17 protein-coding genes are annotated in these 15008 nt (G+C 37.2%); 11 read left to right on the forward strand and 6 right to left on the reverse strand.

Annotated features, from left to right (window positions below; genetic code table 11):
* The first annotated feature begins 135 nt into the window (after window positions 1-135).
* The 4 genes from pflB to IGL24_RS05925 all read left to right on the forward strand — a co-directional run bounded on the left by pflB (window position 136) and on the right by IGL24_RS05925 (window position 5216).
* The gene (gene pflB / locus IGL24_RS05910) at window positions 136-2367 is read left to right on the forward strand and encodes a formate C-acetyltransferase (RefSeq protein WP_206857446.1); all 2232 of its coding nucleotides are present in this window, start codon (window positions 136-138) and stop codon (window positions 2365-2367) included.
* A gap of 136 nt (window positions 2368-2503) precedes the next feature.
* Window positions 2504-3265: a pyruvate formate-lyase-activating protein gene (pflA, locus tag IGL24_RS05915; protein WP_207699965.1), complete on the forward strand. Its 762-nt coding sequence runs from the start codon at window positions 2504-2506 to the stop codon at window positions 3263-3265.
* A gap of 84 nt (window positions 3266-3349) precedes the next feature.
* The gene (locus tag IGL24_RS05920; protein WP_207699966.1) at window positions 3350-4276 is read left to right on the forward strand and encodes a manganese-dependent inorganic pyrophosphatase; all 927 of its coding nucleotides are present in this window, start codon (window positions 3350-3352) and stop codon (window positions 4274-4276) included.
* A 91-nt stretch (window positions 4277-4367) separates the two neighbouring features.
* Entirely contained in the window at window positions 4368-5216 is an 849-nt protein-coding gene (locus IGL24_RS05925) for a DUF1803 domain-containing protein (protein ID WP_207699967.1), read from the forward strand.
* Window positions 5217-5260: 44 nt separating this feature from the next.
* Here the strand turns inward: IGL24_RS05925 and IGL24_RS05930 are convergent, their stop codons facing one another.
* Window positions 5261-5623, reverse strand: a complete 363-nt coding sequence (locus IGL24_RS05930; protein WP_429968410.1) for a hypothetical protein — start codon at window positions 5621-5623, stop codon at window positions 5261-5263.
* Between the two features lie 40 nt (window positions 5624-5663).
* On the opposite strand from IGL24_RS05930, the gene IGL24_RS05935 reads away from it, so the two are divergent.
* Window positions 5664-5786 (forward strand): hypothetical protein, encoded by a 123-nt coding sequence (locus tag IGL24_RS05935; protein WP_429968411.1) that lies wholly within the window; start codon window positions 5664-5666, stop codon window positions 5784-5786.
* A gap of 224 nt (window positions 5787-6010) precedes the next feature.
* Here IGL24_RS05935 and IGL24_RS05940 read toward each other — a convergent pair whose 3' ends face one another.
* Window positions 6011-6559, reverse strand: a complete 549-nt coding sequence (locus IGL24_RS05940) for a DUF2179 domain-containing protein (protein ID WP_207699969.1) — start codon at window positions 6557-6559, stop codon at window positions 6011-6013.
* A gap of 137 nt (window positions 6560-6696) precedes the next feature.
* Here IGL24_RS05940 and IGL24_RS05945 point away from each other — a divergent pair, with 137 nt between their 5' ends.
* Both IGL24_RS05945 and IGL24_RS05950 read left to right on the forward strand, forming a co-directional pair.
* Window positions 6697-7083, forward strand: a complete 387-nt coding sequence (locus tag IGL24_RS05945) for a hypothetical protein (RefSeq protein ID WP_206857434.1) — start codon at window positions 6697-6699, stop codon at window positions 7081-7083.
* A gap of 8 nt (window positions 7084-7091) precedes the next feature.
* Complete coding sequence (locus IGL24_RS05950; RefSeq protein WP_207115670.1) at window positions 7092-7841, forward strand: alpha/beta fold hydrolase; 750 nt, start codon at window positions 7092-7094, stop codon at window positions 7839-7841.
* A 144-nt stretch (window positions 7842-7985) separates the two neighbouring features.
* Here IGL24_RS05950 and IGL24_RS05955 read toward each other — a convergent pair whose 3' ends face one another.
* The 3 genes from IGL24_RS05955 to IGL24_RS05965 are packed head-to-tail and all read right to left on the reverse strand — an operon-like array spanning window position 7986 to window position 9620.
* The gene (locus tag IGL24_RS05955; protein ID WP_347564933.1) at window positions 7986-8432 is read right to left on the reverse strand and encodes an ABC transporter permease; all 447 of its coding nucleotides are present in this window, start codon (window positions 8430-8432) and stop codon (window positions 7986-7988) included.
* A 38-nt stretch (window positions 8433-8470) separates the two neighbouring features.
* Window positions 8471-8722 (reverse strand): hypothetical protein, encoded by a 252-nt coding sequence (locus IGL24_RS05960; protein ID WP_242699763.1) that lies wholly within the window; start codon window positions 8720-8722, stop codon window positions 8471-8473.
* A complete protein-coding gene (locus IGL24_RS05965; protein WP_429966298.1) occupies window positions 8715-9620 on the reverse strand; it encodes an ABC transporter ATP-binding protein in 906 nt (301 codons plus the stop codon). Before IGL24_RS05965 ends, IGL24_RS05960 begins: the two co-directional genes overlap by 8 nt.
* Window positions 9621-10573: 953 nt before the next feature.
* Here IGL24_RS05965 and IGL24_RS05970 point away from each other — a divergent pair.
* The 3 genes from IGL24_RS05970 (at window position 10574) to IGL24_RS05980 (ending at window position 13484) form a co-directional block, all read left to right on the forward strand.
* Window positions 10574-11527 carry a LacI family DNA-binding transcriptional regulator gene (locus IGL24_RS05970; RefSeq protein ID WP_207700335.1) on the forward strand — a complete coding sequence of 318 codons (954 nt, stop codon included), beginning with the start codon at window positions 10574-10576 and terminating at the stop codon, window positions 11525-11527.
* A 77-nt stretch (window positions 11528-11604) separates the two neighbouring features.
* On the forward strand, window positions 11605-12297 hold the full coding sequence (locus IGL24_RS05975) for a hypothetical protein (RefSeq protein WP_207700334.1): 693 nt from the start codon (window positions 11605-11607) through the stop codon (window positions 12295-12297).
* A gap of 170 nt (window positions 12298-12467) precedes the next feature.
* Entirely contained in the window at window positions 12468-13484 is a 1017-nt protein-coding gene (locus tag IGL24_RS05980) for a zinc-binding alcohol dehydrogenase family protein (RefSeq protein ID WP_429968412.1), read from the forward strand.
* Between the two features lie 90 nt (window positions 13485-13574).
* Here IGL24_RS05980 and IGL24_RS05985 read toward each other — a convergent pair whose 3' ends face one another.
* Entirely contained in the window at window positions 13575-14240 is a 666-nt protein-coding gene (locus IGL24_RS05985; protein WP_207700332.1) for a YitT family protein, read from the reverse strand.
* Window positions 14241-14741: 501 nt separating this feature from the next.
* On the opposite strand from IGL24_RS05985, the gene IGL24_RS05990 reads away from it, so the two are divergent.
* The gene (locus IGL24_RS05990) at window positions 14742-14957 is read left to right on the forward strand and encodes a hypothetical protein (RefSeq protein ID WP_207700331.1); all 216 of its coding nucleotides are present in this window, start codon (window positions 14742-14744) and stop codon (window positions 14955-14957) included.
* Window positions 14958-15008: the final 51 nt, after the last annotated feature.

Here is a 15008-nt window from a genome sequence, read left to right on the forward strand (position 1 = left end):
TTTAATAACTAATATTATTTTATATATACTTTATTTGTTACTAAAAAAACAAGAAAACCCTTGCATTGGGAGCAACATGTGTTATACTTATCACGTAAAAACTGTTACATAAAACAGAAACGGGAGGTCCATACGATGGAACAATGGAATGGATTTAAAGGAACGAAGTGGAAAGAAGGCGTGGATACACGCGATTTTATCCAAAACAACTATACAGAATACCGCGGTGATGATAGCTTTTTAGAAAAACCGACTGAAGCAACTGACAACTTGTGGGAAAAATTACAAAAATTGAATGATATCCAATTTGAACGCAACGGTGTTTACGATATGGATACAGATGTCGTGTCAACAATCACTTCTCACGAAGCTGGCTACTTAGACAAAGACTTAGAACAAGTCGTAGGTCTACAAACAGAAACACCATTAAAACAAGCCTTCATGCCATTTGGCGGTATCAACATGGCAAACCATGCGTTGACAAGTAATGGCTATGAGCCAAAAGAAGAGTTGACACATATTTTCACAGACTGGAGAAAAACACATAACCAAGGTGTGTTCGATGCTTATACAGCAGAAATGCGTGCTGCACGTAAAAACAAGATCATCACTGGACTTCCTGACGCATACGGACGTGGCCGAATCATCGGTGACTATCGTCGTATCGCATTGTACGGAATCGATTATTTAATGGCTCAAAAGAAAAAAGACCATGACAATACTGGCTACCATACAATGAGCGAAGAAGTGATCCGTCTTCGTGAAGAAATCTCAGAACAATATCGTGCATTGGCTCAAATGAAAGAAATGGCTGCAAAATATGGCTATGATATTTCAAAACCAGCTGCAAATGCGAAAGAAGCTGTTCAATGGTTATACTTTGGTTACCTAGCAGCAATCAAATCTCAAAACGGAGCAGCAATGTCTATCGGACGTATCTCTGCTTTCTTAGATATCTACATCCAACGCGACTTAGATAACGGCGTGATCACTGAAAGAGAAGCACAAGAATTGATCGACCATCTTGTGATGAAATTACGTATGGTGAAATTTGCACGTACGCCTGAATACAATCAATTGTTCTCTGGTTTCCCGATCTGGGCGACATTATCAATTGCTGGTATGGGCTTAGACGGACGTTCATTAGTAACGAAAAATGATTTCCGTATGTTGCATACATTAACAAACATGGGACCTTCACCAGAACCAAACTTGACTGTTTTATATTCAGAAAACTTACCTGAAGGATTCAGAACGTATGCAAGTAAAATTGCGATCGAAAGTTCTTCGATCCAATTTGAAAATGATAACTTACTTCGCGAACAATGGGGTTCAGATGACTGTGCGATCGCATGTTGTGTATCTGGAACTGTTGTTGGTAAAGATATGCAATTCTTCGGAGCACGCGCAAACTTAGCGAAAGCATTGTTATACGCGATCAACGGTGGTGTTGATGAGATGACAGGAGCGCAAGTAGGTCCTGAATATCGTCCAATCACAAGCGACACATTAGACTTTGAAGAAGTGAAACACAACTTCATGAATATCATGGATTGGTTAGCTGAGCTTTATGTAAATACGCTAAACATCATCCACTATATGCACGACAAATATTCTTATGAAGCTGCACAATTAGCTGTAATGGATACTGACTTGAAACGTACATTTGCGACAGGTATTGCAGGGATCTCTCACGCAGCAGATAGCTTGTCTGCAATCAAATATGCACAAGTAAAACCAATCCGTAATGAACAAGGGATCACAGTTGACTTTGAAGTGACTGGCGACTTCCCTAAATATGGAAATGACGATGACCGTGCAGATGAAATCGCTGAATGGGTATTAGAATACTTCATGGGCCAAATCAAACGTCACAAAACTTACCGTAATTCAACTCCGACAACTTCATTATTGACGATCACGTCAAACGTTGTTTACGGAAAAAATACAGGTAATACACCAGATGGACGTGAAGCTGGTAAACCGTTGGCACCTGGTGCAAACCCAAGTTACCAAGCAGAACAAAATGGTTTGCTTGCAAGCTTGAATTCAACAGCGAAATTCAATTATGCACATGCTAGAGATGGAATCTCTAACACACAAACGATCAATCCTTCTGGGTTAGGGAAAGACGAAGAAACAAGAATCGACAACTTACGTAACGTATTAGATGGTTACTTCTCAAGAGGCGCATACCACTTGAACGTGAACGTATTCAGTAACGACTTGTTACGTGATGCAATGGAAAACCCAATGAAATATCCAAACTTAACGATCCGTGTTTCTGGATATGCCGTTAAATTCCGTGACTTGACAAGAGAACAACAATTAGATGTATTGATGAGAACGTCACACGACAGAATGTAAGACAACCAACGTAGTGTAAAAGGAAAGACAAAAGTTCCGCATGAGCTTTTGTCTTCCTTTTTTACAAAGAGGTTGTGATTGAAAAACATTGTCCGTGGCTCGAGACGAAAGAAATTAAAGAAAAGAAGTGATTAAGATGGAAGAACAAACAATAGGCTATGTCCATTCGATTGAAACATTTGGGTCTGTAGATGGACCAGGCGTTCGCTTTGTCGTCTTCATGCAAGGTTGTCGGATGCGTTGTGAATTTTGCCATAATCCAGACACTTGGAATATCGGTGGAGGAAAAGAATATACCGCAGAGGCGATTTTAGATCAAGCAGAGCGCTATCGTTCTTATTGGGGTAAGCAAGGAGGGATCACGATCAGTGGTGGTGAACCTTTATTGCAGATCGATTTCCTGATCGAATTATTCCAAAAAGCGCAAGAACGTGGCATCCATACAACGATCGATACGTGTGGGAAACCATTTTCGTATGATGAGCCTTTCTTTTCTCGTTTTGAAGAGTTGATGAACTATACGGACTTACTGTTATTTGACATCAAACATATTGATAATGAAGCACACAAGAAATTGACTCACTGGGGCAATGAAAATATTCTGGAAATGGCTCAGTATCTTTCAGATATCAAAAAACCAGTCTGGATCCGTCATGTCTTAGTCCCTGAACGTAGTGACTATGATGAATATTTGATTCGCCTAGATGCGTTCATCAAAACACTTGAGAATGTCGATCGAGTGGAAATCCTTCCTTATCATACAATGGGTAGATACAAATGGGAGACTCTTGGTTTGACGTATCCACTTGAAGGGATCGAACCACCGACAAAAGAGCGAGTTGAAAATGCGAAACGTCTTCTTCATATAGAAGATTACACAAAATATTTAACTAGATAGACGTTAACGGAAGGAAGATAAGTATTGCTTCTTTCCGTTTTTTTGCTATTATTGAATAGGAGAAAAGAAAAAGGAGCGAGTCAAATGTCAAAAGTTTTAGTTTTTGGTCATCAAAATCCTGATACAGATGCAATTGGAGCAGCGATTGCATTTTCATATTTGCAAAATCAATTAGGAGTAAATGCGGAGCCTGTTGCTTTAGGCACACCAAGTGAAGAAACACAATTTGCACTAGATTACTTCAAATTAGATGCACCACGTGTGATCTCATCAATCAAAGAAGAACAAGCAGATGTGATGCTAGTGGATCATAATGAATTCCAACAAAGCGTAGCTGACATTGCGGAAGCAACGATCTTAGCAGTAGTTGACCACCATCGTATCGCAAACTTTGAAACAGCAAATCCATTGTACTATCGTGCTGAACCAGTTGGTTGCACAAGTACTATTATTTTAAAACTATTCAAAGAAAACCAAATTGAGATCCCTAAAGAAATCGCTGGAATCATGTTATCTGCAATCATCTCAGATACTTTATTGTTCAAATCACCAACATCAACAGAAGAAGATCAATTGGCTGCAAAAGAACTAGTTGAGATCTCGGGTGTGGATTTAGAAGCATACGGCTTGGAGATGCTAAAAGCAGGGACAAACCTTAGCGATAAAGCAGCCGAAGTATTACTTGACCTAGATGCAAAAAGTTTTCCAATGGCGAGCTCAAGCGTGCGCATCGCTCAAGTCAATACAGTTGATTTAAACGAAGTGATGGACCGTCAAGCAGAGCTTGAAGCAGCGATGAACGCTGAGATTGCTAAAAACGGTTATGATCTTTTCGTCCTTGTAGTAACGGACATCTTGAACAGCAATTCAGAATTATTGATTGCCGGTGAAAGAAAAGCAGAAGTTGAACAAGCATTTAATGTGAAGTTAGAAAACAATCGCGCATTTTTACAAGGGGTCGTTTCACGTAAAAAACAAGTGGTCCCTCAATTGACAGAAGTTTTCAATTAAGCGACGAGATTGAAAGAAGTGGGAGTGTGACCAGTTGACTGGAACCTCTCACTTTTTTATTTAAACGTCCACATAGAAAGCAGGTAAATCGATGCAATATTTTCATTCTCAAGATGATCGGCGGAAACTGATCGCACAGCCACTATTTCAACCAATGATCGACTATCTGATCAGTCAAGGCACACAAGATATCATCTTGCGACAACTAAAAAAAGAATTTCGCCAGAAAAAAATGGAACATTTTCTTGACCAAATGATCGACAACGGCTTGATCATTCGAGAGAATCGGCGTTATCGCTGTGCCTTTCCAGTGTATGATCAAAAAGATTTTCGAGAGGAAATCGCTCAGTTAACCCAAGAATTGATGCAAGAATTGCTGAAGCAGCCAGAAAGTCAAAGAGCGCTCTTTTTGGCAGAAGAGATCTGGCATTTCTGTCGTGAGACTGAAACAGATTATTTTTATGCGACCGCCTTTTCAGTTCCAACGATCGAACGATTAGAAGCAGGCAATGAAAATTACCGATTTGTAACGCTCCAACAAGAGAACGAAGTTTCTTTGCCAACTTATTTCCATCTTCAAAAACAGCAGACGACATTACCTGAAGAGTTCCAGGCGTTGGGGCAGTTGATCGGCGATGTGAACGAAGCATATTTTTTTGATCAAGTAGAAGTGATCATCGAACGGGTTTGTGAAAACAAATACAAAAAACGCCGTGAGTCTATTTTTTTAGATGCGTTATTATTAGCAAATGTCTTGGCTCACAATGAGCAGTATCACTTACTGCTGCCGGTAGTCGAGAATAAGAAAGATTCATTGTTGGAAGAGCGACCATTGACTCAAACGAATGTGGAACGTGCCTTTATCAAAGAACAAGCGTTGGTTGCGCTGATGAAGGAGCTAGAAGTAAAATCTTATTCTTACATCAAAAAAATGATTTAAAAAAATCACTGTTCTCCCTATTTGGATGAACAGTGATTTTTTAGTCATGCTGTTTTGCGAAAGTGCCACATCATATAAGCTAAATTACCGATAAACAAGATATCTAGTATATTACTAGTGATTTGAATATTTGCAGAATTGATCGATGGTGCAAATGCCAAGATGAACAATGCAATGATACTATAGCAAAAACAGAAAAAAGTACTCATTTGGATAAGCATCGGCATCCTTAATTGCTTAGTGATCAATGAAAAAATAAAGAAAGTGAATATCGTCAAAATCACCACTAAACCATTGATGATGAAGAAAAATAGTGAATCTTGATTGAACGTATACAACATAGCTGTTAAGAGATTCAGTGATTTCAGTATGACGAAAATGATGTTCACTTCATTAAATGTATTCATTTTTTTCTTTGCAAAGTAGGCCGTGAAGCATAACGAGAAAATGAGACCACATAAGGTAGACAAAATCAAGAATGTTGGATTGTCGCTCGATTGGTTAAGCTCAGAATGGTCTAGTAGTAACCAGCCAAATGAGTTGCAAGGTATGCTGGATGTCTTGAAATAAGCGTAAAAGAAAAAAAGCAAGGCACTCAAAAAGGCAAAAACAGATCCCCAATGTAAATAGGTCGTTGTTTTTTGTTGTATTTGCATAAGGACTCCCATAAATTTAATGATATACATTATAATAACAAAATGATGAGGAATTGTCGACATTTTTTAATAAAACAAATAAATAAACGATGATTTGATGAAAGGGCTTCATCAGATCATCATTTACTTCACATTTATTTATTTTACATTGCTTCGGCGTTTGCGCACTTTTTTTGTCCAGAACCCACCAGAAATATATTTTGGTTCATAAGAGATAATAAAAGCCCGCTCTTCCACTTCTTTGATCAATCGGTAAAGTTCGCGCTCACTTTTACGTGGAGAAAGAATCTCTAATACTAAACGCTCACCTTCAAGTCCTGTCGCAGAAGTTTGTGTCACACCAAAGCCATTTTCTCTAAGAATGATCGGTAAGTTCTTATCTTCAGACGTATTCGCTGGCAAGATCGTTGTTACCATGATATAGCCTAGTGCTAATTTATCTTCGATGGCGATCCCGACACTGATACCCACAGCATAGCCTAGTGCGTAAACGAATAAGTTCAAAGGGTTATCTAAGCGGTCTAAGACCAGCGACAAACCAACGATGTAAATAATGATCTCAACCATACTAACTAAAGGTGCGATATAACGATAGCCTTTCATGGTCAGCATAAAGCGTAATGTATTTAATGTGATGTAAGCGAAATTGATGAAAAAGATCATCGCTAACATTTTTAGATCGAACATGATAAGAACTCCTTTCTGATTTCTCTATACTCATCATATCAGAAATAATTCAATTGAAGAAAAGAATAAACGTTTATTACTTTAAAAAAATGATAAAATGATTATAATAGAATTATAAAGAGAGTCAGGTGAGCGCGATGAAGCGAATGAACAAGGTCGTTGGAGTCAGTCATATATGTAGTATTTTTCTTAGTATGTATTTAGGCAACAATGCAATCCAACAACCAGTCGAAGCGAATGCTTTGTTATTCCCAATCTCATTGACAGACGGGGTAATACTAAGTATTTTTCTATTCTTAATGGTATTTATTGGAAATATCTTTGGCAGTTTTGCTAGTTTTTTTAAAATGTCTATTTACCCAGTACTATCAATAGGGTTAGGGATCACAGGGGTATTCGCCATGCTATTCTTTGTAAAAAGAATGGATGTTTACACAACTACATTTGGACTATTATGTCTTGTACAAGTGATGTTAGGTTTATGGCTGTCATTACGTTCAGCCAATCTTATGAAAATCAGGTGAATCGATCAGTGAATCCAATTATTTTGAAACGAACAATAAAAAATATCCCAGTCTTAGAAGTGGTCCAAAAAGAGTTGAAGTCAGAAAAAATCCCAGTAGTGATCTATTATCATGGCTGGCAGACGAGTAAGGAACTTGTGTTGACGCAAGGAAGAAAAATGGCAAAAAAAGGAATGAGAGTCTTACTCCCCGATGCCATGAATCATGGAGAACGGAAGCAACCGGTGTCAAAAATCCCTTCCTTTACTTTTTGGAGTAGTATTTACGGGAATCTATTTGAATTCGATACATTGATCGAACATTTAAGAAAACGTGAACTTCTTTCAGACAAATTGGCAGTGGGTGGTGTATCGATGGGTGGCATGACCACATGTGCCTTATTGGCAAAGCATCCTGAGATCACTGGCGGTATCTGCTTGATGGGATCACCAGCACCACTTGAATATGGTAAAGAAATCTCACGTAGAGCGCAAGAATACCACTACAAGTTGCCAGATGATTACTTCGACTTGATTTCATGGGTCAATCATTACGATCTATCGATGCACCCAGAAAAATTAGCCGGACGTCCCTTGTTTTTCTGGCATGGCGAAAAAGATGAGAAAATCCCTTATCAGCAAGTAGCTAAATTTGTAGAAAAAAATAAGGATGAGTCTTACGGCAAGGGCATCGTCTTTCGTGCCTCTTCGGAGAAACGTCATATGGTAGAAGTCCCATTGATGGAAGAAGCCGCAGAGTTTTTGGATGGGATGATGTAGCGTTTCAGCAGCTAAGATGACTGGAAGATTTTTACATGAAGAAGATAAACTATTGTATTTATAGATGCTAAAAACAAAGAGATACCAAGAAAACCAACTTTTTGATTTTTCTTGGTATCTACATATTTAGTTCTAGAAAAGTCATTATGAATGGCTTTTTTTTGTTTTCAATATAATAAGATAGGAAATGCCTAAAAAAAGACAACTATAAGCAAGCATTGCTAGTATTGATACTATTGGAATGGAGCCTTTATTGATATAGCCAACGGCCAACTCTCTAAAGTGATACGTAGGTGTCATTTTAGAAATTGACTGTAACCAAGAAGGAAATTGTTCAGTGGGGAACCATAGACCTCCTAATAAAGCCAAACCTAAGAACAAGATGTTTGCGCAAACGGAAGCAGTTTTTTCTTCTTTAAAATTACTTAGAATTGTCCCAAGGGTCAAGAAAGCAAGAGCACCAAATAATAGTAATAGAGATGAAACAATCCACTCTATAATGGACAACTTAACCCCTCTAAATAAATATCCCGTTAGAAAAACTAATGAGATAGCTAAAATAAAAAGGATAATCATTTTAATGATTTTCACTAAATAAACCTCATATTCACGAATAGGTAAACGGTTGATCAAGGATCTCCAACCATTTTTTTGTCTTCGATTATTTCAAACGGAAAAGTAAAAAGGGAAAAGCTTGTCAAACTAAAGGTAGTCATAGACATAAGGTATTCTCTCATGAATACTATTTGTATTTCTTCTGTAGGCATCTGTATCATCGCAGTAAATATAATGTAAAAAACTACAGGCATACCAACGCTCATAATAAGATATTTTTTATTTCTAGTCAGCCGTATCATTTCTATTTTTAGAAGATTACTCATTGGCGTCTTCCTTTCTGATTGAATCGATTCCGTTGAAAATAGAATTTAGTAAAGACGTATTCATTAGTTCGATATCATCTAAAGGGAAATCGATAGTAATTAAATCTTTGATGATAGATACTGTTTGATCAAATGAGAAATGTAATTCTACCAAGGATTTTTTTTCATTTAAGAATATATCGTGTTTCTGGATAACCTTTTTTAGCTTATGCTGGTATCGTTGATAGCTTTGTAATTCCATCATCAATATTTTTTTTCGTTCCATTATTCTTAGCCTGTAAGGCGTATCATCCGCGATAATTTTTCCTCTATCTAATAAAAGCACCCTATCCGCACAATAGTCAACTTCTTCGATATAATGTGTCGTGAAAAGAATAGTCGTTTTGTTTGCCTTCAAGCGCTGTATGATATCCCAAAATCTTTTGCGAGTGAGTGTATCCATACCGGCAGTTGGTTCATCAATAATCAATAACTTAGGTTGATTGATTATTGATAAACAGAAGTCAAGAATTCGTTGTTGGCCACCTGAGAGCGTATTTGCGAATTGTTTCAATTGTTCTTCTGTAAAACCTAATACATCATTTATCTTATCAACAGACAGAGGATTGGTGGAAAAGCTTGATACAAACTGGAGTAACTCAGAAACTTTTAAATCATCGGGAAAACTTGTTTTTTGAGGGAGGTAACCAATTTCGCTTTTTGAATATCTATTTTCAATAGAACCACTATTCATTGTATAATTTCCTAAAATAATCTTTATAAGTGTACTTTTTCCTGCACCATTTTTACCTAGAAGAGCAATACATTCATTTTCTTTGATAATTACATTTATATTGTCGAGAATAATTTTTTTTGAAAGTACTTTTTGCAATTGTTCTATAACAATTACTTCAGACATAATGTTCCTCCTTAGATGATAAAATTTAAAGGGTTTATAAAGTATGAGAGTAGATGTTTTTTTTCGAAAGCATTAAAGATGGGTAATCAAATTGAAAGATTGAATTTATTGGAAGACCTAAATTTTCAAAAGTTAACTTGAAATGGCAACACTTATTTTGACAAAAATTATAAATTGTAGTTGCTTGATTACTCTTTTGATCCGATAGCCCTTGATAACGAGCCTCCATGGGTAATCTAATATTCTGATGGGAAAGGGGGGGAGCGTATCTTAATGAATCATGTAATCGTAGATAGTTACACCAATGAACATAGACAAAATGTTGGATCTCCAACTGATATAGGATATCCTTCTTTACTTATGCAATACTCAATTTAAAAAAAGCTTGCAAGAATCTGTTCAATCGTTTGAGTGTCAATTTCTTTTCCTCAATCTGTATAAAATACTGAACGTAAATAATCCGGATAAAGGCTTGTTTCACAGTTCCTTCAATTCTTTCTGTTCAGGAGTAATGTTGTCCTTTTCAGAGAAAGACCAGATATTTTAGTTTGTCTCAACCGCTTGTTGATTAAACAATTATGTAAAGGTGCGACTTTCAAGTCTTGACGTGAAAACATCAATAAGCGTGTTTTTAATCTATACAACTTAATTTTTCTGTCTAGTCTAGTATAGCCTATCCATTCAATTAGGTCATAGTAATTTTAAAATAAATCCGACTATTTATAAAAATATGTGGGAATATTTATAATATTGAGGGGATTTCGCTAAAAAGCTTCAACATCCTTTATAAACTTGTCTGTTTTAAGTATTGCAATGAAATACTTAAGCGGTTTATACGTTCGGTGGTATTTCTTTATAATAAAATTAGACAACTAAAATCATTTTTTATTTTTCTCCCGATTCTTTGCTATAATGACTATAGTTATGTATTTAGGCATGGAAGGGGAGATTTTATGCCAACGTTAGCAGATGTAGCTAAACGAGCAAATGTCTCAAAAATGACAGTTTCTCGGGTGATCAATCATCCAGAACAAGTGACGGATGAACTAAAAGAATTAGTTTTTACAGCGATGGCTGAGCTTGATTATCGCCCAAATATTGCAGCAAAAGCCTTAGTTTCAAACCGTTCGCAAATCATCAAGTTGTTTATTCTTGAAGAAATCGATACGACAGAACCTTATTATATGAATTTACTCATGGGAATTGCTAAAAGAATTGGAAAAGAACATTATTCCTTGCAATTAGTGACCAATGATGCGTTTGATGTCGGGTCTTGTGATGGCTACATCATTACAGGGGTGCGTGAAAGAGATTTTGATTGGATCAATCGCTTGGAAAAGCCAGTCGTCTTATTTGGTGAGAATCGCATGGGCTACGATTATGTCGATAGCGACAATCAATATGGAACTGCTAAAGCGACCCAATATGCTTTAGAAGTTGGTTACCAAACAGTCGTGTATATTGGTATCGATGAAGCAGAGCCTTTTGAATTATCTAGAGAAGCGGGTTATTTAAAGGTAATGGAAGAAGCTGGCTTAACACCGAGAATGTTACGTTTTGATAATCATTCGACCACACCAGAAAAATATATCACCGAGCATTGGGATGAATTTACAGATAAGACTTGTTTTGTTTGTAGCTCTGATCGCTTGGCACTAGGCATCGTTCGTGGTATCACGCAAGTCGGCGGGCAATTACCAGAACAATTTGGAGTGATTGGTTTTGATGGCGTATTTCTTGATCAAATCAGTTCGCCCAAGCTGACGACCGTCAAGCAAGACATTATTCGGATGGGTGAAGTTTGCGGAGAAATGCTACTGAAAAAAATTAGCGAAAAAGGAGCGAGTCAAGGCTATCGCCATTTTTTCCCCGAGTTGATCATTCGTGAAACGACAAGAAAGCGATAAGCGACTAACGCTTAGCTATAGAAAATACAAGATTTATGCTATTATAAGAGAAAGTCCACTTATAAAGGATGGTTTACATGACAGAAATCAAACGAAAACATTTTCGCTTCCCTGCCTATGATGATCACATCGGCGTGAAGCTGAAAAATGAAAATAGACGCGTATTGTTCGACGGTCAAGATGATCTGATGACAGATACGAGCGACAAGCCATTGTTTGAACAAATCAATGAATTTCATTTTGAGGATTACTCAAAAAAAGAAAAAAACAGTCATGCGACAGTCAATGTTCGACATGCTTCGACACAAAAAGAAAATCTAGCCAAACATAAACAAAATTTGCCAGATTACAGACAAAGCAATACGACGAAAACAAAACGAAACAGTCAGACGAGTTTCGGTTATGCTCGTCGGAACAGCACGTCAGAGCAAAGACCACCACAAGAGAAAAAGTCTTCATCGCGAAGCGTATTCAATAGCTCTGTAAGAGAACGGTCTTATTTTGTACCTAAATATGTGCCAGCTTCAATCATTCCTGATCAGAAGAAAAATAAAATCTCTGAAGAAGAACTGATTGCTTCGATCAAAAAAGAAAAGAATGCGTATCTTCTATTTGAAGCAGAAAACACCCCATATGATGGAAAACAAAGCGTAACAATGGACGAAAAGAAACATCCAAGTAAAAAAAATCATGGGGTACTAGATCGTTCATTGGAAGGCTTGATCAATGAACAAGGCGATTCTTTGAACGGAAATGGCTATTTCAACTAAGAATCAATCAATTACGAAAAAAAGTTGATTCCTTCAACGATTCAGTCAAATGAAAAACAGGCAAGGCTTGTGCTAAATTGTTTGAATGTTGGAGTGAAACAGCTTTTTTGTCGATCGATCAGATAACTTGAACGGAAAGAAGGCGAAAGATGATGGCTGTTCCCTCATCAATGAAAAGATTTGGTTTTACTCGTGACACACCTTACCCACGATTGGTTGAAGAAGAAATCGTGACGCCAGAACCTGGCGAACGTGACTTGTTGATTGAAGTCGTTGCTCTCTCAATCAACCCTGTAGATACAAAGCGAAGAGAAATTGTTAAAGCAGAAACCTTTACAGTCTTAGGTTATGATAGCGTGGGTTATGTACGAAAAGTAGGCACAGCTGTGACAGATTTTGAAGAGAACGATCGTGTCTATTATGCCGGTACGACGCAACGCGGAGGCAGTCAGCAAGAGTATCAGTTAGTTGATGCGCGCATCGTTGCGAAAGCACCACAGAATCTGACGGACGAAGAAGTCGCTGCGATCCCGCTCACTGCATTGACTGCGTATGAATTGCTGTTTGAAAAATTCCATCTGATTCCGCAAAAAGGAGCAAATGAAGGCAAAGAATTATTGGTGATCAACGGAGGCGGTGGCGTCGGTTCGATCATGACACAGTTAGCAAAATGGGCAGGTATGAAAGTCTATGCTACCGCTAGCCCGCAAAACTTTGAATGGCTGGAAAAAAATGGCGTAGATGTTCCTTTAGATTACCATCATTCTCTCTATGACCAATTAGCAGAAGTTGGGGGCGAAGGTGTGGATCATGTTGCTGTACTCTATGATATCGAACCTTATTTATCAGAAATAAAAAAAATCATTCAACCACTCGGGCATATCGGGATGATCGTCAATACAAAAGAAAAAATCGATCTAAATGGCTTTAAAAATGATTCGATCAGCTTCCATTGGGAGTATGTGTTTACAAAAACGGATCATGACAAAGAAATCGCCACACAAGGAGCGATTTTAAAGAAATTGGCGCAACTCTTTGAAGCGAACCAGCTCCATAGTCATGTCACAACGGTTTACTCAAAGGGCATCACCAGAGCTTCACTTGAACAAGCGATGGCGGCAGTTAGTAAAGGAAGCCAACAAGGAAAATTAGTAGTCTCTGGTGGATTCCCAAAGGCGGCTCACTGATTCAACAAAACAACTGACAAGAAAAAAAGAGCTACATCCTTAAATAGTCATACTATTTAAAGGAGGTAGCTCTTATTGTATGAAAATGGCTTAATCTAAGTAAGGTTCTTCCATAGGTTCTAATGGATTCACTGTTGCTGTTGTAGATGTGATTTTTTTGAAAGGATTTGAGATTCTGAGATACTTCACTTTATTCAATGTATAAGATAAAATTGAACAGCTTAAAAGAGTATACGCAAAATGTGTGAAATCCAAATACAGCAAAGAGACAATTAAAATACCAAAAGTGATAATAAATAGGCTTTTCCCGATATTTACATGGTAGTATTTTTCAATCGCTTGATAAATGATATCTGTTCCGCCTGTACTTCCTCCAAAACGAAAGACTAACCCGCAACCGATCCCCGAAAGAACCCCTGTCATTAGGCTATTCACAAGCAAGTTTCCGACAGCAAAATGAACGTTTAGATTTTCCCATACATGTAAAAAGAAGACCAAAGAAAACGTTCCGACTATCGTTCGAATAAATGAGTGTTTTCCAAAAATAAATAAGGAAACCAACAATAAAGGTAAATTTATGATCAGCGAGGTGATAGAGGGCGCAAAGCCAAATAAATGATTTAGTAAAAGAGCAATACCTGTAACACCACCGTCAGCTAATTTTGAAGGGAGATTGATTCCAGTGACTGCCAATCCGTAAAGAGCTGCCCCTAAAATAATTCCGCATAAGTCTAATAAAAATTTGAACTGTTTCATCTCTAACCTCTTTTCTTTTTGAAAATTTTCAGCAATCTTTATATTACACTGAACAACTCTATTTATTCAATAGGAAAATGGAAAAAAATATACATAAAGAAGTATATTTTATTTCCTTCAAGATTTTCTCAGTGAAAACTGGAAAAATACTTCGTAAACATCCCATCGTCCTTTATTTTGAAAAGCAAAAAAAGCGTGCATGAGAAGTGGAAGAGTAAAAAAGAAGCATTTCTATATAAAAAACATCGATTATCTTATGAATTTTAACGATTATGATGTCAAAACAACCGATTTTTACTTTTTTGGTCACGGACACTCAAGATAAAGTATAATATTTATTGAACAAGCCAGTAAACAAGTATCTCCCCCACGAGATTTTAAACGTTACTGGCTGTTTTTTTTTTGCTCAAAAAGAAAACTTCTACTTTACAAAGGGAACGATTGTTCGTATAATGAAAGTGCGAACAATCGTTCGGTATAAAATCTTAGAGGTGATCGAATATGCAATCAATGAGACGTTTAGGTGCAATGTTGTTGATTTTATTTTTTGGTATTATTATAGGTAATTATGGGTTACAAACAGCATTGTTGATTTTTCTGCCTTCATTTGTACTGTGGTTTGTAATGTGGGATGAAAAAAAGTATCGACAAACCGAACGAAAACGCAGATATGAAGAAAATTTCTATCAGCAGGGAACACCCTATCATTTCAAATAACTCAATAGAAAACGCCACTTGCAATCGGTTCTCACCAACGACTCGATTGCA

This window comes from Enterococcus sp. DIV2371, assembly GCF_050498525.1.
GTDB lineage: Bacteria > Bacillota > Bacilli > Lactobacillales > Enterococcaceae > Enterococcus_B > Enterococcus_B mangumiae.

Excerpts from the sequence above, each read along its gene's own strand:
- pflB (WP_206857446.1), top strand. The coding sequence starts at position 136 with ATGGAACAATGGAATGGATTTAAAGGAACGAAGTGGAAAGAAGGCGTG.
- pflA (WP_207699965.1), top strand. The coding sequence starts at position 2,504 with ATGGAAGAACAAACAATAGGCTATGTCCATTCGATTGAAACATTTGGG.
- IGL24_RS05920 (WP_207699966.1), top strand. The coding sequence starts at position 3,350 with ATGTCAAAAGTTTTAGTTTTTGGTCATCAAAATCCTGATACAGATGCA.
- IGL24_RS05925 (WP_207699967.1), top strand. The coding sequence starts at position 4,368 with ATGCAATATTTTCATTCTCAAGATGATCGGCGGAAACTGATCGCACAG.
- IGL24_RS05930 (WP_429968410.1), bottom strand. The coding sequence starts at position 5,623 with ATGAATACATTTAATGAAGTGAACATCATTTTCGTCATACTGAAATCA.
- IGL24_RS05935 (WP_429968411.1), top strand. The coding sequence starts at position 5,664 with ATGAGACCACATAAGGTAGACAAAATCAAGAATGTTGGATTGTCGCTC.
- IGL24_RS05940 (WP_207699969.1), bottom strand. The coding sequence starts at position 6,559 with ATGTTCGATCTAAAAATGTTAGCGATGATCTTTTTCATCAATTTCGCT.
- IGL24_RS05945 (WP_206857434.1), top strand. The coding sequence starts at position 6,697 with ATGAAGCGAATGAACAAGGTCGTTGGAGTCAGTCATATATGTAGTATT.
- IGL24_RS05960 (WP_242699763.1), bottom strand. The coding sequence starts at position 8,722 with ATGAGTAATCTTCTAAAAATAGAAATGATACGGCTGACTAGAAATAAA.
- IGL24_RS05965 (WP_429966298.1), bottom strand. The coding sequence starts at position 9,620 with ATGTCTGAAGTAATTGTTATAGAACAATTGCAAAAAGTACTTTCAAAA.
- IGL24_RS05970 (WP_207700335.1), top strand. The coding sequence starts at position 10,574 with ATGCCAACGTTAGCAGATGTAGCTAAACGAGCAAATGTCTCAAAAATG.
- IGL24_RS05975 (WP_207700334.1), top strand. The coding sequence starts at position 11,605 with ATGACAGAAATCAAACGAAAACATTTTCGCTTCCCTGCCTATGATGAT.
- IGL24_RS05980 (WP_429968412.1), top strand. The coding sequence starts at position 12,468 with ATGAAAAGATTTGGTTTTACTCGTGACACACCTTACCCACGATTGGTT.
- IGL24_RS05985 (WP_207700332.1), bottom strand. The coding sequence starts at position 14,240 with ATGAAACAGTTCAAATTTTTATTAGACTTATGCGGAATTATTTTAGGG.
- IGL24_RS05990 (WP_207700331.1), top strand. The coding sequence starts at position 14,742 with ATGCAATCAATGAGACGTTTAGGTGCAATGTTGTTGATTTTATTTTTT.